We start from the raw sequence: 21,207 nt of genomic DNA, 5'->3' as shown, positions 1-21,207 counted from the left end.
CCTCTCAGCTCGCCAGCCGCCGCGTGGCGGCGACCGCGTCGGTCATCCGGTCGAGGATCGTGCGCAGGACCGGGGTGGCGGTGCCGAAGTTGAGGCGGACGAACCCGTCGCCGCCCGGGTTGTACTTGGTGCCGGCGTAGAGCTCGACCCTGGCGCGCTCGAGGAAGTACCCGGCGGGATCGTCACCCCAGCCGAGGGCCCGGCAGTCCAGCCACGCCAGATACGTCGCCTCCGGCATGCGGTAGCGGATCTCCGGCAGCCGCTCGGCGAGTACGCCGGCGATCAGCCGCCGGTTGTGGTCGAGGTAGCCGACGACGGTGTCCAGCCAGTCGGACGCCTCCGTCCAGGCGGCCAGGGTCGCGCGCATGCCGAGCACGTTCACGTTCGGCCCGGGCGGCAGCGCGGCGAGCTTCTCCCGCAGGGCCGACGGACCCACATGTGCCACGGCGCAACGCATGCCGGCCACGTTGTACGCCTTGCTCGCGCCGTAGATGGTGACGGTCCGCGCTTCGAGCGCGGGATCGAGCGACGCGAACGGCAGGTGCCGGTGCGGCGCGAACGTGAGGTCGGCGTGCAGGTCGTCCGAAATCACCGTCAGGCCGTGCCGTTCGGCGATTTCGCCGAGGGCGAGCAGTTCGGCGCGGGTGAACACCCGGCCGGTCGGATTGTGCGGATTGACCAGGACCAGGGCCCGGCACTTTTCGCGCGCGGCGCGCCGGGCGAAGTCGTCGGCGTCGAACGCCCAGCCCGCCGGGGTGCCGGTCATCGGCAGGGGCACCAGGCGCCGGCCCAGCTGCGCGATCATCTGCGGGAACGGCCCGAACGCCGGCGTGTGGAGCGCGACGCCGTCGCCGGGCCGGGTGCTGAGCTCCAGCATCGTCCGCAAGGCGTGGGTGACGTCGGTGAACTCGCGGACGTGCTCCTCGGCCGGCAACCAGCCGTAGCGGGCGTTCATCCGCTGGGCGAACGCCCGGCGCAACGGGCTGCCCACCGTCCAATCGGGATAGCCGAGGTCGCCCAGGTCCAGGTAGCCGCGCACGGAAGCGAGAATCGGCTCCGCGACGGGAAAGTCCATGTCCGCAATGGACGCCGGCAGCACGTCGGGCGCGGGCGAGCTCCACTTCACCCCCGGTCGGAACCGCAGGGTGCGTTCGTCGAGCCGGTCGAAGATCACGGACCGGCTCCCTCGCGATGCGCGCATGGCCCAAGACCACCACGGTGGCAAGGCGTTGTCATCTCTGGTCATGCTCGCGGCGCACAGCACGCCCGAAGGTGCTTCCCGCTGACGCACTCACCATGCTGGCCCGCAGTGACCCCGTGTCGGGGGACGGAGAGGAACACGATCCGGATGGCCGAGCGAGAGATGAGCGATCCCGCCGAGGATCACGGCGACAGTCCCTTCCCGCTGACCGAAATCCAGTACGCGTACTGGGTCGGCCGGGGACCGAACTTCGTGCTGGGCAATGTGGCGCCGCACGCCTATTTCGAGCTCGAGGGCCGGCGCCTGGACACCGGCGCGCTGACCACGGCGTGGAACCGGCTCATCGACCGGCACCCCATGCTGCGGGCGGTCGTCGGCACCGACGGCAACCAGCGCGTGCTGCCCGAGGTGCCCCGCTTCGCCATCGAGGTCGTCGATCTGCGGGACGCGCCGGCGGACGAGGTCGAGGGCAGGCTGGAGCAGATCCGGTCGGACATGTCGCACCGGGTGTACGACGCGGCCCAGTGGCCGCTGTTCGACCTGCGCATCACCCGCCTCGCCGACGCCGACCGCCTGCACATCAGCCTCGACCTGCTGATGGTGGACCTGGCCAGCGTCACGGTCCTGTTCAGCGAATGGCAGCTGCTCTGCGAAAACCCGGCGCACGAGCTCCCGCCGATCGACGTGACCTTCCTGGACTACGTGCTCGCGCTGGAGCGCAACGCCGATTCACCGCGTACGCAGCGGGCCCTGGAGTACTGGACTTCGCGCGCGGCCACGCTCGCGCCGCCACCGGACCTTCCGCTGGCTGCGTCGCCGGTCGCGGTGCACAAGCCGCGGTTCACCCACCGCGAGTTCCAGCTGGAGCCGGACGCCTGGAAGCGGTTGCGCGACCGGTCGGAGGCACGCGGGCTGACCCCGACGACCGTGCTGGCGACCGCGTTCTCCGAGGTGCTCGCGGCGTGGAGCGGGACGCTGAAGTTCACGCTGAACCTGACCCTGTTCAACCGGCTCCCGCTGTTGCTCGCCGAAGACGGCGCAGGCCACCGCGGCCTGCACCCGCACCTGCGCCGGGTGGTCGGCGACTTCACGTCGATCTGCCTGCTGGAGGTCGACACCGCCGAGGGCACGTTCGAAGAGCGCGTGCGCACCACCCAGCGCCAGCTCCAGCAGGACCTGCGCCACCGGCACGTCAGCGCGCTGCACGCGCTGCGCGAACGGCGCCGCCTCGGGCTGGACACCGCGTTCGGGACCATGCCGGTCGTGTTCACCAGCGGCCTGGGCACCGTCGCCGACGTCTCCGGCCCGCGTGACTTCTTCGGCGACATCACCTACCGGATCAGCCAGACCCCGCAGGTCTGGTTCGACCACCAGGTCGTCGACTTCACCGGCTCCCTCGACCTGACGTGGGACGTCGTCGAAGAGCTGTTCCCGGCGAACCTGCTCGACGACATGTTCGCCGCCTACACCGGGCTGGTGGAGCGGCTCGCGGCCGAAAACGCCTGCTGGGACGGCGAACTGCGCGTCACGCCGCCGCGGTACCAGCTCACCGAACGCGACGAGGTGAACCGGACCGCGGGGCCGCTGCCCGACGGACTGCTGCACGAGCCGTTCCTGGCCGTGGCCGCCGAACACCCGGAGCGGCCGGCGGTCGTCACCAGCACCGGCACCGTCACCTACGGCGAGCTCGCCGGCCGGGCCGGCGCCGTAGCCGAAGCGATTCGCCGCTCGGGCGACGGCTTCCCGCTGCGCGACCGGCTGGTCGGCATCAGCCTCGACAAGGGCGCCGACCAGGTCGCCGCCGCCTACGGCGTCCTGCTCGCCGGCGCGGCTTACCTGCCGGCCGGGGCGGGGCTGCCGGCCCAGCGGCGCAACGCGATCCTGGCCGACGGCCAGGCGACGACGGTGGTCACGACGTCCCGGCTGGCTGAGCAGCTCGACTGGACCCCCTGCGCCACGACGCTGGTGCCGATCGACCGGCTCGAAGCCGTCGCCACCCCGCCGTCGAGCACCGCCGAGCCGTCCGACCTGGCCTATGTGCTGTTCACCTCCGGCTCGACCGGGCGGCCCAAGGGCGTGATGATCGAGCACCGGTCCGCGCTGAACACCGTCGCCGACATCACCGAGCGGTTCGGGGTGACCGACGGCGACCGGGTGTTCGGGCTGGCCGAATTGAGCTTCGACCTGTCGGTGTACGACCTGTTCGGTGCCCTGGGCACCGGCGCGGCGCTGGTGCTGCCCGACCCGGACCAGGCGGGCGAGCCGGCGCACTGGGCCGAGCTGATGAGCGAGCACGGGGTGACCGTGTGGAACTCCGTGCCGGCGCAGATGCAGATGCTGGTCGACCACATCGAGGCCGTCGGCGAAGTGCCCGAGGGGCTGCGGCTGGTCATGCTCAGCGGCGACTGGATCCCGGTCGACCTGCCGGACCGCATCCACACGCTCTGGCCGGCGGCCACCGTGATCAGCATGGGCGGCGCGACCGAGGCGTCCATCTGGTCGAACTACCACCAGGTCGACGAAGTGCCCGAAGGCACGCGCAGCATCCCCTACGGCGTCCCGCTGCGGAACCAGCGCTTCCACGTGCTGGACGCGGGACTGCGGCCCTGCCCGGACTGGGTCCCGGGCGAGCTGTACATCGAGGGCAGCGGCCTGGCCCGCGGATACTGGCGCGACCCGGCCAAGACGGACGCGAGCTTCCTCCGGCACCCGGTGACCGGCGTGCGGCTCTACCGCACCGGCGACTACGGCCGGTACCTGCCCGGCGGGATCATCGAGTTCCTCGGCCGCCGGGACGGGCAGGTGAAGATCCGCGGGCACCGGATCGAGCTGGGCGAGATCGAAGCCGTGCTCGCCCAGCACCCCGGGGTCGACCGCGCGGTCGCCGTCAAGGCGGACGACGACGGCGCCGGCGCTCAGCTGCTCGGCTACGTCATCCCGAGCCGTGACGCCGTGGACGGACCGGAATCCCTGTACCGCAAGGAGAGCGCCGATCCCGAGGAGTCCGAGCGGTCGTGGCGCGCGCTGTGCGACGGCACCCTGCCCTCGACCGGCCCGTCGGCCGCGCAGCTGGCCGCGGCCTGGCAGCAGCTGAACGACGTGTACGTCCACGCGGCCGGCGTCGCCTTGACCTCGTTCGGCGTGACCGGCGAGGTCGACGTCCCGGCGCTGCTGCGGTCGGCCGGCGTGGCGGACCGGTACGAGCGGTGGCTGCACCGCGCGGCCGCCAACCTGGGCGAACGGGGCATGCTCCCCGGGCGGCTGCCGGCGGAGATCCCGCCGGAACTGGTCGCCGCGACCCACCGGGTGCTCGGTGGCGAACTGGGCGTGCCCGCCGACCTGACCGACTGGCTGATGACCATCGCAGCGAACGTCGGGGGCGTGCTCACGCAGGACATGCACTCCGCCGAGCTGTACGCGAACGACCGCACCCCGGCGGTCTACGAGCACCTGTTCGGTCCGGTGCACCTGGCCGCCGCGGAAGCGATCCGGCGCGTCACCGCCGCCTGGCCGGAGGGCAAGCCGCTGCGGATCCTGGAAGTCGGCGCGGGCTACGGCACGCTGACCAAGCACGTCGTGCCGCAGCTGCCCGAGCGGGCCGAGTACACGTTCACCGACATCTCGACCTACTTCACCGAGCGGGCCCGGGAGCAGTACGCCGACTACCCGAACATCGGCTTCGACCTCTTCGACGTCGACAAGCCCGCCGACATCCAGGGGTTCGACGGCCGGTCGTTCGACCTCGTCGTCGCCGGCAGCATGCTGCACGACGCCAAGCAGATCCGGCGCGCGGTGGGCAACCTGCGGTCGGTGCTCGCGCCGGGCGGGATGCTGCTGCTGGTCGAGCAGACGGCGTTCCACGACTGGTTCGACCTGACCATGGGGTTGCAGCAGGGGTTCGACGGCTACGAAGACACCGGCCTGCGCTCGGCGCACCCGCTGCTCGACGCGGCCACCTGGCGGTCGGAGCTGGCGGCGGCCGGGTTCGCGGACACGGCCGTGCTGACCCCCGAAGGCAGCGGGATGGCGTCGGTCGGCTTCGACGTGATCGCCGGGCGCGCGCCCGACGAAAGCCGCCGCTTCGACGGTGAACTGCTGCGGGCGTTCCTCGGGCTGCACCTGACGAAGCACATGGTTCCCAGCACGATCCACGCCATCGACGAGCTCCCGCTCACCAGCACCGGCAAGGTCGACCGCGCCACGCTCGCGAAGGCGCGCGGCCGCAGCGGCCGGCACGGCCGCCCGGCCAAGCCGCCGCGCACCGACCGGCAGCGCAAGCTCGTCGAGATCTGGTGCACGGTGCTCGGGCTGAGCCACGCCGACCTGGGCGACGACTTCCTCGAAGCCGGCGGCGACTCGCTGCTCGCGGCCCGGCTGGTCGCCCTCGTCTCCACGGCGTTCGGCACCACGGTCGCCGTGGCGACCGTGCTCGAATACCCGACCGTCGAACGGCTCGACGGCTACCTGGAGCAGATCCTCGGACCCTCCGAGCTGCTTCCCGAGGCAACGGAGATCGCATCGTGAACGCGGACGAGCTGGACCTCCGGGCGTGGTTGCGGACGTTCGTCGCCGACGTCCTCGACATCGGCCCGGAGGAGGTCGACCCGGGCGCCCCTTGGGAGTCGCTCGGCATCGACTCGGCGATGACGCTGGTGCTCGTGGCCGACCTGTCGGTGGTGCTCGGCCGGACCGTGCAGCCGATCGAGGTGCTGACCGCCCCGACGATCGACGCGGTCGTCGAGCACCTCGTCGCCGTCGAAGCGGTGGGAGGCGAGCGTCCGTGAAGCCACGTGCCACCAGCCGGTGGTTCATCCGCGGCCAGGCGCGGCCGGGCCGCCCGAAGCTCGTCTGCTTTCCGCACGGCGGCGGCTCGGCGGCGGAGTTCGTCCGGTGGTCGCGCCGGCTGCCGGACGTCGACCTCAGCGCCGTCCAGCTGCCCGGCCGCGGATCGCGGCTGTCCGAGCCGGTGCTGTCCGGCATGGCCGAACTGGTCGCCGAGGTGGTCGACGCCATGCCCACCACCGAGCCGTACTCGGTGTTCGGGCACAGCCTCGGTGCGCTCGTGGTCTACGAGGTGACCCGCGAGCTGCGCCGCACCGGGCGCCGGCTGCCCGAGCGCCTGGTCGTTTCCGGCTTCCCGGCGCCCTCGACGCGGCGCTCCGAACCGCCCGTCCACCACCTGCCGGACAGCGAGCTGATCGGCGAGGTGGACCGCCGGCACGGCGGCCTGCCCCCGGAGATCGCGGCCCACCCGGAACTGACGGCCATGGTCGCCCGGTACCTCCGCGCCGACTACCAGGTCCTGGAAACCTACGAGTGGCGGCCCGAACCACCGTTGCCCGTGCCGCTGACCGTGTTCGGCGGCCGGGACGACGCGATCGGCGAAGCCGAGCTGCGCGCCTGGCAGGAGCACGTCACCGGCGCGATCACCGTGCGGCACTTCCCCGGCGGCCACTTCTACTTCCGGGAGCACGAGGCCGTGGTCCTGCGCGCGCTGGCCGCGGTGGTCCGGACGACCGCGGCCGTGAACAGGGCGGCGTGAACCATGTGGGTCTTCATCGCGGCCGCGCTCGTCATCATCGTCATCCCCGGCCCGGACCAGGCGCTGATCACCCGGCAGTCCCTGGTCCGCGGCAAGGGGTCCGGCTTCATGACCACCTTGGGCGGTGCCACCGGGCTCACCGTGCACGCCACCGCGGCGTCGCTCGGGCTCACCGCGGTCCTGGTCGCGTCTCCGGTGGCGTTCACCGTGCTGAAGGTCGTCGGCGCGATCTACCTGGTGTGGATGGGGGTGCAGACCGTCCGCATGGCGCGCCGCGCGGCGACCGACCAGCCGACCGGTGAACCGACCGACCGCAAACCGCTGCGGTGCCTGCGCAAGGGGTTCCTGACCAACGCGCTGAACCCCAAGCTCGCCGTCTTCTTCCTGACGTTCCTGCCGCAGTTCCTGCCCGCCGACGGACCGGTGCTGGGGAAGGCGCTCACCTACTGCGGGGTGTTCGCCGTGCTGTACCTGACCTGGTTCAGCCTGTACGTCTTCACGGTGGACCGGATCGGCGCCGTGCTGCGCCGGCCCAAGGTCCGCTCCGGAATCGAATACAGCACCGGTGTGCTGCTGCTCGGATTCGGCGTCGGGCTGGCCATCCAGGGACTTCCGTGAGCGGTCAGCGCGTCGGGTCCTTGCCGTTGGGCTGCCGCGGTCCCGGTCCCGGCGACCACCAGCCCGGCACCGTCTTCTCCCCGTGCACCACCGTCGGCGCGATGCCTTCGGTGAACGGTTCGATCTGCAGCAGCTGGCCCCACGACTGGCTCGGCTGGCCGATCAGGTAGCTCGGCACCTCCGGCTCCTCGGCCAGCTCCTCCAGCCAGCCGATCGGGCCGCCGTTCGTCGACGACGCCCACTGGGCCTCGTCCGCCAGGCCGCCCGCCGTGATGCGGTAGTCCGGGACCTGCGAGATGCCGTCGTGGGACGTCACCGGCTGGACGCACGGGTACACGAACGACGCCGGCCAGTCCACGTACACCGGCTTCGAGCCGATGCGGTCCGTCAGCGTCGTGAACGTCGGGACGCGCGGGGCCGAGGCCGCGATCCAGCCGTCCTCCGTCAGGTCGTTGTCGACGATGTTGATGCGGACCGCGTTCGTCTCCGGCGGGAGGTCGCGCAGGTTGATGCGGGTGTCGTTCCAGCCACCCGTGCCCGAGCCGGGCGGGAGCATGAACTGGCTGCGCAGGACCTTCACGCCGTCCGGGGTGTCGACGCCGTAGTCGAGGCTGACCGACGTCGGACGCCGGGCCGCGCCGGCCGTGGCCACCACGATCTGGCCGTCCGCCGGCTTCTCCGTGAGCGCGTACCAGTCGCTGCGCAGCCGCCCGGCGCGCGTCTCCGGGTCGAGGTAGCTCGACCACATCGGCACCCGGTCCGGGGTGAACCCGTGCGGCGGCTCGGCCAGCGGGTCCTTGTCGTCGACCGGGCGGGTGTGGAAGCCGGTCTGGACGCGGCCGTTGTCCTGGTCCGGGTTCGGCAGCGGCGAGTTGGCCGGTTCCTTCGGCTTCTCCGCGACCGTCCGCTGCTCGGTCTGCGCGTGCAGGATGCTGGTCGCCGCGTCGCGCTCGACCATCACGTGGTCGGAGAGGTTGCAGCTCTTGCCGAACAGGTGCCCGATGTTCGCCGCGCCCAGGCTGTAGCTGCCGGACTGGTTGTGGATCGCCCACGCCATCGTGACGAACTCGCCCGCCGCGACCAGGCCGCAGACCACCACCAGCGACAGCGACCCCAGCCGCAGCGCGCGCCGCTTGCCTTCCTGGGGCTGCTCGGGCAAGCCCGGCCGGTGCGCGCGGACGTTCTCGACGAACGCGTATATCCCGGCGACCGCGGCCGCGACCAGCAGGATCGTCGACAGCGGGATGCCGCCGATCGACGGCGCCACGTTCGTCCACTGGACGCCGAGGCGCGAGACGAACCAGTACGTGTTCGGCCCGGTCGCGGCGAGCGCGGCGACCACCAGCAGCGCCGCGAGGAAGGCCGCGCGGTTGCGTTTCGACCGCAGTACCGTCGAGCTGGTCGCGAGCGCGGCCAGCGCCGCCATCGACGCGCCGACCGCGGCGAACGCGCCGAAGTGGTGCGTCCACTTCGTCGGCGTCAGGGCCAGCAGGAGGAAGAACACCGCCGTCGTGCCGATCAGGCGGCGGGCGGGGCCGAGCGACGCGCCGGGGATGCGGCCGCGGCGCAGCAGCATCACCAGGCAGGTGGCGGTGCACAGCACGACCAGCAGGACCGGGAACCGGCGCGGCGCCGAGCCGTCCGGCAGGTCGGCGAACAGCAGCTGGTAGCGCGCGAGCTCCTGGAACCACGACAGGTTCGGGCCCACCTGGGTCCGGATCCGGGTCGCCTCCTGGACGGTCGCGAACGTCTGGTCGGCGAACACCACGACCAGCACCAGCAGCCCGGCCGCGGCGACCGGCGCGAGCACCGGAAGCCAGCCGTTCTCGTTCGCGCGCTGGCGGATCAGCTTGAACAGGGGACGCGCGGCGACCAGGAACGGCGCCACCGCGATCAACCCGGTCGGCGTCGCGGCCAGGGTGAACCCGGCCGCGGTCAGGCCGAGGCACAGGGGCAGCAGCCGGCGCGTCACCAGCGCGCGCTCCACGGCGCAGATCGCCAGCAGCGAGCCGAGCGCGGCCACCGGTTCCGGGCGGACGCCGTTGTTGTAGGGCATCCACCAGATCAGGAACACCGTCGCGGCGGCCCAGCTGGCCGGGCGGCTGGTGCGGATCTGGGTGCCCAGCCGCGGCATCACCTCGCGGCTGATCAGCAGCCAGCTGAGCACGCCGAGCAGGAACGACGGCAGCCGGATCCACGGCGGCACCGTGCTGACGTGCGTCATCAGCTCGAAGACGTGGTAGAACCAGCCGAACGGCGCCTCGGCGACGCCGAACCAGCGGTGGTAGTTGGTCAGGTACCCGGTCGACTCGGTGACCCGGGCCATCGTGAGGATGTAGCCGTCGTCCGAGGTCACCGGCCCGATGAAGACCCACGCGCCGAGCGCGGCGATCACCGTGACGTCTCGCGCCGTCAGCCGCCACCAGCCGACCGGCGCCCAGCGCGGCGCGCGTCTCGCGAAGCCGGAGTCGCGGCGCCAGACCGCGATCAGGCAGCCGATCAGCGACAGCACGGCGAGCACGCCCACGACGATCTTCAGCGCGGTCGGCGACGTCTGGTAGCGCGTGTCCGGCACGACCGAGACGTGCAGGCCGGCGATCGGGTCCTTGCTCGAGTTGATCGAGGAGTAGATGCCGATCACGCGGGGCCGGACGTCGCCGCCGGTGTGGAAGATCGGCGTCCCGGCCACGGCCAGGGTCATCTGCGTCGCGTCGACGTCCAGCTCGACGTCGCACTTCTCGGCCGGCAGCGGCTGCTGGGCGATCTGCTGGCCCTGGCTGGAGGCGAGCAGCACGCCGTTGTCGACGCGCAGCTGCAGGCCGACGCCGTTGCCGGCCTTCGGGTCGGTGCGGCCGTCCGGCACGGTGGCGAACAGCAGGCCCGGGCCGTTCGTGCGGGCGTCGACCGAGCGGATCGCCGCGCACGGCACCTCGGCGCGCAGGTCCTCGGCCCAGTACCCGGTCAAGGGCGCGTTGACGGAGCGGGTGTCGCTGCCGGTCGGCCAGACGACCTCCGCCGTGTCCTGCACCACCGGCAGGAAGGGGAAAGCCAGCGCGCACAAGGCCGAGAGCAACCCCAGCGCTACGGCAATCAGACGCATCGGCGCAACGCTAACGGGTCAGATGACGGAGGTTGACGCAGCCCCCGGGTCACGCGGGGTGAACCTGCCGTGGTGTATCGCCGCGGTCAGGGGACGGCGGCTGCGCCAACCGTGGCGTTCCAGGTCGGGCACGGTCTCGAGCTTGCTCACCGGGCCGACGCAGAGCCACGCGACCGGCCGGATCCCGGCCGGGATGCCGAGCAGCTCGCTCAGGAACGGTTCGCGGTAGAAGCTCACCCAGCCGACGCCCAGGCCCTCCGCGGTGGCGGCGAGCCACAGGTTCTGGATCGCGAGGCACACCGAGTACAGGCCGGCGTCGGCGATGGCGTGCCGGCCGAGCACGTCGGGGGCGCCGCGCGCCGGGTCGTAGGTGACGACGACGCCGAGGCTCGCTTCGAGGATGCCCTCGATCTTGATGTTCGCGAAGGTGCTCGCGCGGTCTTCGCCGAGCTGCCCGGCGAACACCTCACGCTCCTCGTGGACGTGCTTGGCGAACCGCTCGCGCGTCGCGACGTCGTCGACCAGCACGAAGTCCCACGGCTGCGTGAGCCCGACGCTCGGCGCGGCGTGCGCGGCTTCGAGGACCCGCATCAGCGTGGCTTCGGGGACGGGCGCGCCGGTGAACTCGCCGCGGACGTCCCGCCGCTTGCGCAGGACTTCGTAGAACTCTTCGATCATCGGTGCAGGACCCATTCGACGGCTTCGGGGACGGTTTCGGCGATCTCGGTGCCGGGGCGTTCCGGCCGCCTGATCAGCAGGACGGGCCGGCCGAGCTCGCGGGCGGCGGTCAGTTTGGCGCTGGTCTGCGCGCCGCCGGAGTCCTTGGTGACCAGGACGTCCACCCGGCCGAGCAGCTCGCGTTCGGCGGCCACCTCGTACGGCCCGCGGGCGAGGAGCAGCTCGTGGTGGCGCGGCAGCGGCGGCTCGGGCGGGTCGACGCAGCGGATCAGGAACCACAGGTCGTCGAGGTGCGCGAAGGCAGGCAGGCCCTGGCGCCCGCTGGTGAGGAACACGCGTTTGCCCAGGTCAGGAAGCTTTCGCGCGGCATCGGCGAGGTCGTCGGCCCAGTACCAGTCGTCCTGCGGCCCGGCCTGCCAGCCCGGCCTGGCCAGCCTGAGCAGCGGCGTTCGCGTCAGTTCGGCGGCTTTCGCCGCGTTCGTGCCGATGCGTTCGGCGAACGGGTGCGTGGCGTCCACGACGGCCGTGATCCCGTGCTCGCGCAGGTACCGCGCGAGCCCTTCCGGGCCGCCGAAGCCGCCTACGCGTACTTCGCCGACGGGGAGCCTCGGCCGCGCGACGCGTCCCGCCAGCGAAGAGACAACGCGGACTTCGCGCTCGGTGAGCGCTTCGGCGAGCTGCCGGGCTTCGCCGGTGCCGCCGAGGATGAGGATCACGCGCGACGCCCGTAGCCGACGGCTTCCCGCCAGCGGTCCAGCGTCCGCATGTTGGCGAGGGTCTCGGCCCAGGTCAGCTCGGGCGCCTGGCGGTCTTCGACGTGCGCGGCGACGTGGTCCGCTTCGCGCGCGAAGACGCCCTGGGTCGCTTCGATCTCGATGACCTCCGGCTCGCCGTCGGCCGGGGTCAGGATGATCTGCGAGACGCCGGGGTCGCGCAGCGGGTGGATCCACGCCGGGCGCGGGATGTGGAGCTGCCCGAGCGAGCCGAACACGTGGATGCCGTCCTCGCGGGTGAGCCGGATCCCGCACGAGATCGTGGCGAGGATGTCGCCGGGCAGGCGCAGCAGGCCGGTCGCCCACTCGTCGACGCCGGTGGCGGACAGGTGCGCCATGCCGCTGACCTCGGCCGGCTCGACGACGTCCTGCCCGGTGGCCGCCTGCGCGACCAGCCGCGCCAGCGACGTGCAGTAGCAGCCGACGTCGAGGATCCCGCCGCCGCCGAGCGCGGGGTCGCTCAGCCGGGCGGTTTCCTCGGGGTTGCTGTCGAAGGAGAAGGTGGTGTCGACCGCGCGGACCTCCCCGATGGCGCCGGAGGAGATCAGCTCGGCCAGCCGCCGCGTCTGCGGGTGCAGCCGGTACATGAACGCTTCCATCAGGAAGACGTCGTGCGCCCGGGCGGCGTCGATCACCTCCCCGGCATCGGCGGCGGTGATCGTCAGCGGCTTCTCGCAGAGCACGTGCTTGCCGGCTTCGACGGCCGCGATGGCCCACTCCTTGTGCAGGGCGTGCGGCGTCGAGACGTAGACGGCGTCGATGTCCGGGTCGGCGAGAAGGTCTTCGTAGCTGCCGTAGGCCTTCGGGATGTCGAAGCGCGCGGCGAACTCCCGGGCGCGTTCGCCATCCCGCGCGGCAACGGCGCCCAGCACGCCGTGTTTGCTTTCGTCGACGCCCGCGGCGAAGTGGGCGGCGATGGTCCCGGCGGCCAGCAGGCCCCAGCGCAGTTCCGTCACAACGACTCCGGTTGGTCCGCCCGGTCACGGGCACTCGAGTAGAGGAAGCTGTCGGGAAAGCCGCTGGCACCGAGCACCCGCCCGACGAAGATGGTGGCGGCGCGGGTCATCCCGGCTTCGCGGACGAGCGCCGGGAGTTCCCCGAGCACCCCGCGCACGACGGTCTCCCCGGGCTGGCTCGCAAGCGCGACGACGGCGACGGGGCAGTCCTCGCCGTAGTGCGGCGTGAGTTCCCCGGCCACCCGCTCGACGTGGTTGATGGCGAGGTGCAGCGCAAGGGTGGCCCCGGTCGCGGCAAAGGCGGCGAGGGTCTCGCCGGCCGGCATCCTGGTGGAGCGCGCCTGAACGCGGGTGATCACCAGGCTTTGCCCGATTTCGGGCACGGTGAGTTCCCGTTTCAAGGCGGCGGCCGACGCGGCGAAGGCGGGCACGCCGGGAACGACCTCGTAGGGAACGTCCCTGGCATCCAGTCGCCGCATCTGCTCGGCGACCGCGCTGTAGAGCGAGGGGTCCCCGGAGCACAGCCGCGCAACGTCGTGCCCGGCGCGGTGCGCATCGACGAGCTTCCCGACGATCTGCTCGAGGCTGAGGTTCGCCGTGTCGACGAACTCGGTCCCGGGCGCGCAGTAGGCGAGCAGGTCGGGCGGGGTCATGCTGCCGGGGTAAAGGCAGACACCGCAGCGGGCCAGCAGATCCCGCCCCCGAACGGTGATGAGGTCGGCGGCCCCGGGCCCGGCGCCGATGAAGTGCACGGTCATCGGCTGCTCCAGGTCGGGGTGGCGGGACGCGCGAAGGCAGGCTGCCACACACCGCGAGCGGCCGTCGATGTCGTGCTCGTCACCGGCCGCACGCCGCAGATGGGCCACGCGGTCACCGGCTGCTCCCCGGACCCGCGTGCGGTTCGCGTTGCCCGGCCGCGGTGGGCTGTGCCACGCCCGTCGGCCGAGCGCGGGCCCGTCGCCGTCGGCCGGCTGCCCGCCATCGGCTGCTCCCCGGCCGCGGTTCGCGTTACCCGGCCTCGATGCGCCGCACCACGTCCGCCGGCCAAGCGCGGGCCCGTCGCCTGCCCCACGCGATCCGTGGCCGCCGGTCGCCCGCCGGTCATCGGCTGCTCCACTGGGTCACGACCCGCGCCGGGGTCCAGCCCGTGAAGCCGCCCAGCGGTGCCGCCCGCTCCACGCCGATCCGCAGCAGCTCGCCTCCGTGCTCCTCGTACGCTCGCGCCAGGACCTGCTCGGCCTCCAGCGTCACGCCGTGAGCCACCACCCGCGCGCCCGTCGCCAGGCACGCGTCCAGTACGCCGAGCGCCGTCACGCCGCCTCCGATGAAGACCGCGTCCGGTGCCGGCAGCGCGCTCAGCGCCTCCGGTGCGTCTCCCGTCACCACCTCCAGCTCCGGTACTCCCAGGTCCAATGCGTTCCGCGCGATCCGTTCCGCCCGCTCCGGCGAGCGCTCGATCGCCACCGCGCGGTTCAGGCCGTTCAGCCGCGACCACTCGATGCCGACGCTGCCCGCGCCCGCGCCGACGTCCCACAACAGCTCGCCGGGATTCGGCGCGAGGCGGGCCAGCGCCGACACGCGGAGGTCGCGCTTGGTCAGCTGCCCGTCGTGGGCGTACACGTCGTCCGGGATGCCGATCAGCGGCAACGCCGGACCCGCGCACGCCAGCGCGAACACCGTCAGCGGACCGGGATCGCCGGTCCAGCCGTCGGAGATGCGCTCGTCGGGCCCGCCCAGGTTCTCCAGCGCGATCAGCTCACTCTCGCCATAACCCCGCACGGTGAGCAGGGAGCGCAGAGCCGTCGCGTCGGCACCCAGGACGAGCACCCGCCGGCGCGGCGCCAGCACCCGGGCGACGCGGGCCGACGACCGGCCGACGATGGTGACCACCTCGGTCTCCTCGGCGGACCAGCCCAGCCGTGCCCGAGCCAGTGTCACCGAGGAGAGCGCAGGCAGCGCCTCGACCTCGTATCCATGGGCCACCAGTGTGGCACCCACCCCCGACAAAAACGGATCTCCGCTGGCCAGGACGCAGATCCGGGCCCCTTCGTGCTCGGCGATGACCGCGTCGAGCCCCGGCAGCAACGGCGTCGGCCACGCCTGCGCCGGGACCGCCTCGGGGAGGTACCCCAGCTGCCGTGGCGCGCCCAGCACGACGTCGGCGGCGAGCACCGCGGCTCTGGCCTGCTCCGACAGCCCGGACCAGCCGTCGGCCCCGATCCCGACGACCGTCAGAGGTGATTTTTCGCGCACGATTTCCCACCCTAAGCGAGCCTGGCGCTGTGCGATGATCGGCCGGTCGCCGACCTCAGGAGCGCTGTTGAAGCCGTACCCGTTCACCGCCGTCGTCGGGCTGCCCGACCTGCGCCTGGCGCTGGTCCTCTCGTCGATCTCGCCCGCCGTCGGCGGGGTGCTGGTGCGCGGCGAGAAGGGCACCGCGAAGTCGACCATGGTCCGCGCGCTCGCCGGCCTGCTGCCCGGGGTCGACGTCGTCGACGGCTGCCGGTTCTCCTGCGGCCCCGCCGCCCCCGACCCGCTCTGCCCGGACGGCCCGCACGACGGCGCGAAGAGCCACCGCCGGCCGGCCAAGCTGGTCGAACTCCCCGTCGGCGCGGCCGAAGACCGCGTCATCGGCTCCCTGCACCTGGAACGCGCGCTCGCCGAAGGCGTCACGGACTTCCAGCCCGGCCTCCTGGCCGCCGCGCACCGCGGGCTCCTCTACGTCGACGAGGTCAACCTGCTGCACGACCACCTCGTCGACACGCTCCTGGATGCCGCCGCGATGGGCCGCGCGACCGTGGAACGCGAGGGCGTCTCGGTGTCGCACGCGGCGCGGTTCGTGCTGATCGGCACCATGAACCCCGAAGAGGGCGAGCTGCGGCCGCAGCTGCTGGACCGGTTCGGGCTGACCGTCGAGGTCGCCTCCAGCCGCGACCCGGAGCAGCGCGTCGAGGTCGTCCGGCGCCGCCTGGCCTACGAAGCCGATCCTGACGCCTTCGCCGCGCAGTACGCCGAAGAAGACGCCCAGCTCGCCGCGGACATCGAAGCCGCGCAACGGCTCCTGCCCGCCGTCAAGCTCCCCGACGAAGCCCTGCGCCAGATCGCCGAGGTCTGCGCGTCCTTCGAGGTAGACGGCATGCGCGCGGACATCGTCACCGCTCGCACCGCGGTCGCGCACGCAGCCTGGGCCGGCCGCGACGAGGTGACCACGGACGACGTCCGCATCGCCGCCCGGCTCGCGCTGCCGCACCGCCGCCGCCGCAACCCGTTCGACGCCCCCGGCATCTCGGAAGAGCAGCTGGAGCAGGCGTTGCAGGACGCGCAGCCGGACCAGGGACCCGAGGACGACGGCCCCGGCTCGGGGCCGGCGCCCGACCGGGACGAAGCCCCGCAGGGCAGCGAGAACGCGCCGCAGGGCGAACCGAAGCAGAGTGGCGGGCAGCAGAAGACCGTCGGCGCCGGCGAGACGTTCAAGGCCCGCGTCTTCCGCGTCAAGGGCATGGGCGAAGGCGAGCGCGGACGTCGTTCGCGTGCGATCACCGACAGCGGCCGGACCATCGGAGTCCAGCCCCCGAGTGTCCACGAAGGACGGCCGCACTTGGTCGCGACCGTCAAAGCCGCGGCGCCGCACCAGAAAGCCCGCGGCCGCGACGGCGCCGGCCTGAAGCTGCGCCCGGAAGACCTGCGGTTCGCGCTGCGCGAAGGCCGCGAAGGCAATCTCGTGCTGTTCTGCGTGGACGCGTCCGGCTCGATGGGCGCCAAGGCGCGCATGCGCGAGGTCAAGTCCGCCGTGCTGTCGCTGCTGCTCGACGCCTACCAGCGCCGCGACAAGGTCGGGCTCGTCACCTTCCGCGGCACCGCGGCCGAGCTCGCGCTGCCGCCGACGATCAGCGTCGACGCCGCCGCGTCCCGGCTGGAAGGCCTGCCGACCGGCGGCCGGACGCCGCTGGCCGAAGGGCTCCTGGAGGCGGCGCGCGTGCTGCGCGTCGAGGAGATCCGCGACCCGCGGCGCCGCCCGCTGCTGGTCGTCGTCACCGACGGGCGCGCCACCAGCGGACCGGACGCCGTCGCGCGCGCCCAGGCCGCGGCCGGGCTGCTGACCGGTGTCACGGCGATCGTCATGGACTGCGAGAGCGGCAAGATGCGGCTCGGACTGGCCGCCGACCTCGCCGCCCACCTCGGCGCGGAGCACGTCCCCCTCGCCGACGTCGCCGCCGAATCGCTGGCGGACGCCGTCCGCGCCCGGACCGGAAGGGCCGCCTGATGCCGCAGGGCAAGCCGGAAGCCGTCCCGAACGACGGCCTGACCACGCGCCAGCGCCGCAACCGGCCGCTGCTCGCCGTGCACACCGGCGAGATGAAGGGCAAGTCGACCGCCGCGTTCGGGATGGCCCTGCGCGCCTGGAACCAGGGCTGGTCGATCGGCGTGTTCCAGTTCGTGAAGTCGGCGAAGTGGCGCGTCGGCGAGGAAGCCGCGTTCCGCGCGCTGGGCAAGCTGCACGACGACACCGGCCAGGGCGGGCCGGTCGAGTGGCACAAGATGGGCGAGGGCTGGAGCTGGGCGCGCAAGTCCGGCACCGAAGAGGACCACGCGGAGAACGCGCGCGAAGGCTGGGCGGAGATCAAGCGCCGGCTCGCCGCCGAGACGCACGACTTCTACGTCCTCGACGAGTTCTCCTACCTGCTGAAGTGGGGCTGGCTCGACGTCGACGACGTCGTGTCCGCGCTGGTCTCGCGGCCGGGGCACCAGCACGTCGTCATCACCGGCCGGTACGCGCCGCCGGAGCTGGTCGAGGCCGCCGACCTGGTCGCCGAGATGACCAAGGTCAAGCACCCGATGGACGCCGGCCAGAAGGGCCAGCGGGGGATCGAGTGGTAGCGCGGGTGGTGATCGCCGCGCCCGGTTCCGGGCACGGCAAGACCACGATCGCCGCCGGGCTGATGGCGGCGCTGCGCACGACCGGGCACCGCGTGTCCGGGCACAAGGTGGGGCCGGACTTCATCGATCCGAGCTACCACGCGCTCGCCACCGGACGTCCGGCGCGCAACCTCGACCCGTTCCTCCAAGGCGAGGAGCAGCTGGTTCCGTTGCTGCGGCACGGTTCCCGCGGCGCCGACATCGCCGTGATCGAGGGCGTGATGGGCCTGTTCGACGGCGCGCTCGGCACCGAGGGGTACGCCTCGACCGCGCACGTGGCGCGTCTGCTGGACGCGCCGGTGGTCCTGGTCGTGGACGCATCGGCGGCCTCGCGCAGCGTCGCCGCGACCGTCCTCGGGTTCGCCCACTACGACAACCGCGTGCGGCTCGCCGGGGTCATCCTCAACAAGCTGGGTTCGCAACGGCACCGCGACGAGATCGCGTCCGCACTGGAAGCCACCGGCGTCCCGCTGCTGGGTGCGTTGTACCGCAACGAAGAGATCCACGCGCCGAGCCGGCACCTCGGGCTCGTCCCGGCGGCGGAACGGGCCGCGGAGGCGGAGAACGTGCTGCCCGCGCTCGCCACCTGGGTGCGCGACGGCGTCGACCTCGAGGCGATCGTCCGGATCGCGTCGGCCGCCCCGCCGCTTTCGGTGCCGGCCTGGGAACCGTCCGGTGTGGACGGTCCACGGGTGACGATCGCGGCCGCCGGCGGTCCGGCGTTCACCTTCCGCTACACCGAAAACGTCGAGCTGCTGGCCGCCTGCGGGGTCGAGGTGGTGGACGTCGACCCGCTGCGGGACGAAACGCTGCCCGAGGGGTGCGCCGGACTGTACTTCGGCGGCGGCTTTCCCGAGGTGCACGCGGCCGAGCTGTCGGCGAACACGGCGTTGCGTTCTGCGGTGGCTTCGGCCATCGAGCGCGGGATGCCGGTCAGCGCCGAATGCGCCGGGTTGCTGTACCTGTGCCAGTCCCTGGACGGCGTGCCGATGGTCGGCGCGGTGCCCGCGGACGCGAAGATGACCGCCCGCGGCAAGCTCGGCTACCGGCGCGCGGTCGCCGTCGAAGACAACCTCCTGGCCGCGGCCGGGCAGCGCGTCACCGGGCACGAATTCCACCGCACCGAGGTGACGCCGTCGCACGGCGCGTCGGCCGCTTGGGGCTGGGACCGGCAGCTCGACGGCTTCGCGTCGCCGACACTGCACGCGTCCTACCTGCACGTTCACTGGGCGGGGTACCCCGAGCTGGCCCACCGGTTCGCCGCCCGGGCCCGGGCCCATGGCTGAGTACGACCTGCACCACCACGGCGACCGCGAGGTCGGGCCGGGGCTGGTGGACCTGGCGGTGAACGTCCGGCTGCCGCGGCCGCCGTCGTGGCTGCGGCAGGAGCTGGTGTCCGCTGTGGACGATCTGGCCGCCTATCCGTCCTCGGTGGAGGCGACGCGGGCGGTGGCCGCGCGGCACGGGCGTAACCCGGAAGAAGTGCTGGTCACCGCGGGTGCCGCGGAGGCGTTCACCCTGCTGGCCTCGGCGTTGGAGCCGCGGCGGGCGGTGGTCGTGCACCCGCAGTTCACCGAGCCGGAGGCCGCGCTGCGAGCCGCCGGGCACGCGGTCGAACGCGTGGTTCTGTCCGAAGCGGACGGTTTCGTGCTCGACCCGGCGCTGGTGCCGTCCGGTGCGGACCTCGTGTTCGTGGGCAACCCGACCAATCCGACGTCGGTGCTGCACCCGGCGTCGGCGCTGCGTGCGCTGGCGCGGCCCGGACGGCTGCTGGTGGTCGACGAGGCGTTCCTCGACGCGGTCCCCGGCGAGGTCGAAAGCCTGGCCGCCGGGCACCCGGGCGTCGTCGTGCTGCGCAGCCTGACGAAGACGTGGGGGCTGGCCGGGCTGCGCGCCGGGTACGTGCTCGCCCCGGCGGACGTCATCGAGCGGCTGCGCACGGTCCAGGTGCCGTGGTCGGTGTCCACATTGGCGGGAGTGGCGACGGTGGCTTGCTGCCGTCCGTCCGCGTTGGAGGAAGCGGAAAAGCTCGCGGTGACGGCGGAAGCCGACCGTGAGTACCTGGTGTCCGGCCTGACGGCGGTGGGTGTTTCGGTCCTGGGCGACCCGCGTGGGCCGTTCGTGCTGGTCCGAGTCCCGGGTGGGGCGGCGGTTCGGGCGCGGCTGCGCGAGGTGGGTTACGCGGTGCGCCGCGGGGACACGTTCCCCGGGCTGGGGCCGGATCACCTGCGCCTGGCCGTGCGCGACCGCGCGACGACGGACGCGTTCCTCACCGCGTTGCGGAAAGTTTTGTAAACACCGACAGGGGGTTGTCGCTGCCGTCGCCGAGAGTGGGTGCAGACCGGGAAACGCCCGGTGAGGCAGCGAAAGGACCATCATGCCCGGATTCAACGACGTCGCCTGGTTCGAGATCGGCACCCCGGACCCGGCGGCCGCCGAACGGTTCTACGGCGAGGTCTTCGGCTGGACCGTCGCGCAAGACGAGTCCGCGAGCACCGACCCGGCCTACCGCGTGATCAACACCGGCGGCTCGCGTGGCGGCCTGGCCAGGGCCGAGAAGGACTACGCGGTGTTCACCGTGCTCGTCGAGGACGTCGAAGCCGCCTGCAAGCGGGTCGAAGCCGCCGGGGGCACCGTGCAACGCCCGCCGGCGGTCAACCCCGTCGGCGTCACCTTCGCGCACGTGCTCGACCCGGCGGGCAACCACTTCTCGGTGTTCACCCCGCCAAAGTGAGCGGCTCGGGGGCGCCGTAGGGGATGTCGAGGTCCTCGGGCCGCAGCCGGCGGAGCGGCGGTACTTCGGCGGTCACGGAGAACGAGGCGATCCGGTCGGTGCGGAACGCCCGGATGGCCCCGCGCAGCCGGCACCAGGCCACGAGGTACCAGTGGTCCGGCTTGCCGACGTAGCCCAGCGGCTCGATCTCCCGGCGGGTGACGGTGCCGTCGCGATCGGCGTACCGGATGCGCAGGACACGGCGGATGCCGAGCACGTGCGGCATCGGCGGGATGGGACCCTCGCCGAGCAGGTGGACGCAGGCGGCGAGGTCCCGCGCCGCGGCGGCGTCCTCCTGCCGCATCGCCGCGACGAGCTTGCGCAGCGCCGAGCGACCTTCCGCCCGGAACGGGGTGCCGTCGAGGTGTTTCAGCGCGAGGGCCATCGCGACGGCCTCGGCGGGCGTCAGGTTCACGGGCGGCATGGTGTGGGCCTTGTCGAGGCAATACCCGCCGGTGCGGCCGGTCTCGGCGTAGATGGGCACGCCGGACTGCTGGAGCGCGCTGATGTCCCGTTCGACGGTGCGCACGCTCACCTCGAACCGGCTCGCGAGCCAGCGTGCGCTGCGCGGGCGAGGCGAGACGACGCGGAGTTCCTCGACGAGGGCGTAAAGACGATCGGTCCGGTTCACGCGGCCGACTGTAGGGAA

The 21,207-nt window shown here is 72.7% G+C and carries 17 protein-coding genes; 9 read left to right on the top strand and 8 right to left on the bottom strand.

All coding sequences use genetic code 11. The annotated features are described in order from the left end of the window. Positions 1 to 4 precede the first annotated feature (4 nt). On the bottom strand, positions 5 to 1,174 hold the full coding sequence (locus AB0M93_RS31080; RefSeq protein ID WP_364279718.1) for an aminotransferase class I/II-fold pyridoxal phosphate-dependent enzyme: 1,170 nt from the start codon (positions 1,172 to 1,174) through the stop codon (positions 5 to 7). Between the two features lie 174 nt (positions 1,175 to 1,348). Between AB0M93_RS31080 and AB0M93_RS31075 the strand changes: the two genes are divergently transcribed. Genes AB0M93_RS31075 through AB0M93_RS31060 form a run of 4 tightly spaced genes read left to right on the top strand, consistent with a single transcriptional unit; the run spans position 1,349 to position 7,361 of the window. Beyond that, positions 1,349 to 5,725, top strand: a complete 4,377-nt coding sequence (locus AB0M93_RS31075) for an amino acid adenylation domain-containing protein (protein ID WP_364279715.1) — start codon at positions 1,349 to 1,351, stop codon at positions 5,723 to 5,725. Continuing rightward, the gene (locus AB0M93_RS31070; protein WP_364279713.1) at positions 5,722 to 5,985 is read left to right on the top strand and encodes an acyl carrier protein; all 264 of its coding nucleotides are present in this window, start codon (positions 5,722 to 5,724) and stop codon (positions 5,983 to 5,985) included. Before AB0M93_RS31075 ends, AB0M93_RS31070 begins: the two co-directional genes overlap by 4 nt. After that, the gene (locus tag AB0M93_RS31065; protein ID WP_364279710.1) at positions 5,982 to 6,743 is read left to right on the top strand and encodes an alpha/beta fold hydrolase; all 762 of its coding nucleotides are present in this window, start codon (positions 5,982 to 5,984) and stop codon (positions 6,741 to 6,743) included. Before AB0M93_RS31070 ends, AB0M93_RS31065 begins: the two co-directional genes overlap by 4 nt. Positions 6,744 to 6,746: 3 nt before the next feature. Then, positions 6,747 to 7,361 (top strand): LysE family translocator, encoded by a 615-nt coding sequence (locus tag AB0M93_RS31060; RefSeq protein ID WP_364279707.1) that lies wholly within the window; start codon positions 6,747 to 6,749, stop codon positions 7,359 to 7,361. A 4-nt stretch (positions 7,362 to 7,365) separates the two neighbouring features. Here AB0M93_RS31060 and AB0M93_RS31055 read toward each other — a convergent pair whose 3' ends face one another. The 6 genes from AB0M93_RS31055 to cbiE all read right to left on the bottom strand — a co-directional run bounded on the left by AB0M93_RS31055 (position 7,366) and on the right by cbiE (position 15,121). Next, positions 7,366 to 10,461 carry an arabinosyltransferase domain-containing protein gene (locus AB0M93_RS31055; protein WP_364279704.1) on the bottom strand — a complete coding sequence of 1,032 codons (3,096 nt, stop codon included), beginning with the start codon at positions 10,459 to 10,461 and terminating at the stop codon, positions 7,366 to 7,368. A gap of 18 nt (positions 10,462 to 10,479) precedes the next feature. Beyond that, positions 10,480 to 11,139: a 5,6-dimethylbenzimidazole synthase gene (gene bluB, locus AB0M93_RS31050; RefSeq protein WP_364279702.1), complete on the bottom strand. Its 660-nt coding sequence runs from the start codon at positions 11,137 to 11,139 to the stop codon at positions 10,480 to 10,482. Beyond that, the gene (locus AB0M93_RS31045; protein WP_364279700.1) at positions 11,136 to 11,855 is read right to left on the bottom strand and encodes a cobalt-precorrin-6A reductase; all 720 of its coding nucleotides are present in this window, start codon (positions 11,853 to 11,855) and stop codon (positions 11,136 to 11,138) included. The genes bluB and AB0M93_RS31045 overlap by 4 nt, the downstream gene beginning before the upstream one ends. Further along, positions 11,852 to 12,868, bottom strand: coding sequence for a Gfo/Idh/MocA family oxidoreductase (locus AB0M93_RS31040; protein WP_364279697.1), 1,017 nt, complete (start codon positions 12,866 to 12,868; stop codon positions 11,852 to 11,854). The genes AB0M93_RS31045 and AB0M93_RS31040 overlap by 4 nt, the downstream gene beginning before the upstream one ends. Next, the gene (gene cobM / locus AB0M93_RS31035; protein ID WP_364280142.1) at positions 12,865 to 13,626 is read right to left on the bottom strand and encodes a precorrin-4 C(11)-methyltransferase; all 762 of its coding nucleotides are present in this window, start codon (positions 13,624 to 13,626) and stop codon (positions 12,865 to 12,867) included. Before cobM ends, AB0M93_RS31040 begins: the two co-directional genes overlap by 4 nt. A 343-nt stretch (positions 13,627 to 13,969) precedes the next feature. Continuing rightward, entirely contained in the window at positions 13,970 to 15,121 is a 1,152-nt protein-coding gene (gene cbiE / locus AB0M93_RS31030; RefSeq protein ID WP_364279694.1) for a precorrin-6y C5,15-methyltransferase (decarboxylating) subunit CbiE, read from the bottom strand. Between the two features lie 67 nt (positions 15,122 to 15,188). Here cbiE and AB0M93_RS31025 point away from each other — a divergent pair, with 67 nt between their 5' ends. The 5 genes from AB0M93_RS31025 to AB0M93_RS31005 all read left to right on the top strand — a co-directional run bounded on the left by AB0M93_RS31025 (position 15,189) and on the right by AB0M93_RS31005 (position 20,519). Next, complete coding sequence (locus AB0M93_RS31025) at positions 15,189 to 17,132, top strand: putative cobaltochelatase (RefSeq protein ID WP_364279692.1); 1,944 nt, start codon at positions 15,189 to 15,191, stop codon at positions 17,130 to 17,132. Further along, positions 17,132 to 17,746, top strand: a complete 615-nt coding sequence (gene cobO / locus AB0M93_RS31020; protein WP_364279690.1) for a cob(I)yrinic acid a,c-diamide adenosyltransferase — start codon at positions 17,132 to 17,134, stop codon at positions 17,744 to 17,746. The genes AB0M93_RS31025 and cobO overlap by 1 nt, the downstream gene beginning before the upstream one ends. 5 nt (positions 17,747 to 17,751) lie before the next feature. Further along, positions 17,752 to 19,071, top strand: a complete 1,320-nt coding sequence (locus tag AB0M93_RS31015) for a cobyrinate a,c-diamide synthase (protein ID WP_364279687.1) — start codon at positions 17,752 to 17,754, stop codon at positions 19,069 to 19,071. After that, the gene (cobC, locus tag AB0M93_RS31010; RefSeq protein ID WP_364279684.1) at positions 19,064 to 20,080 is read left to right on the top strand and encodes an Rv2231c family pyridoxal phosphate-dependent protein CobC; all 1,017 of its coding nucleotides are present in this window, start codon (positions 19,064 to 19,066) and stop codon (positions 20,078 to 20,080) included. Before AB0M93_RS31015 ends, cobC begins: the two co-directional genes overlap by 8 nt. Before the next feature lie 82 nt (positions 20,081 to 20,162). Further along, positions 20,163 to 20,519, top strand: a complete 357-nt coding sequence (locus AB0M93_RS31005) for a VOC family protein (protein ID WP_364279682.1) — start codon at positions 20,163 to 20,165, stop codon at positions 20,517 to 20,519. On the opposite strand, the gene AB0M93_RS31000 is transcribed toward AB0M93_RS31005, so the two are convergent. Further along, complete coding sequence (locus AB0M93_RS31000) at positions 20,503 to 21,189, bottom strand: YafY family protein (protein WP_364279679.1); 687 nt, start codon at positions 21,187 to 21,189, stop codon at positions 20,503 to 20,505. The two genes, AB0M93_RS31005 and AB0M93_RS31000, sit on opposite strands and share 17 nt — an antisense overlap. Between the last annotated feature and the right edge of the window lie 18 nt (positions 21,190 to 21,207).

Source organism: Amycolatopsis sp. NPDC051102 (genome assembly GCF_040682815.1).
In the GTDB taxonomy this organism is placed as follows: domain Bacteria; phylum Actinomycetota; class Actinomycetes; order Mycobacteriales; family Pseudonocardiaceae; genus Amycolatopsis.
Note: the sequence above shows the minus strand (reverse complement) of the source record. Positions and strands in the feature narration are given on the sequence as shown.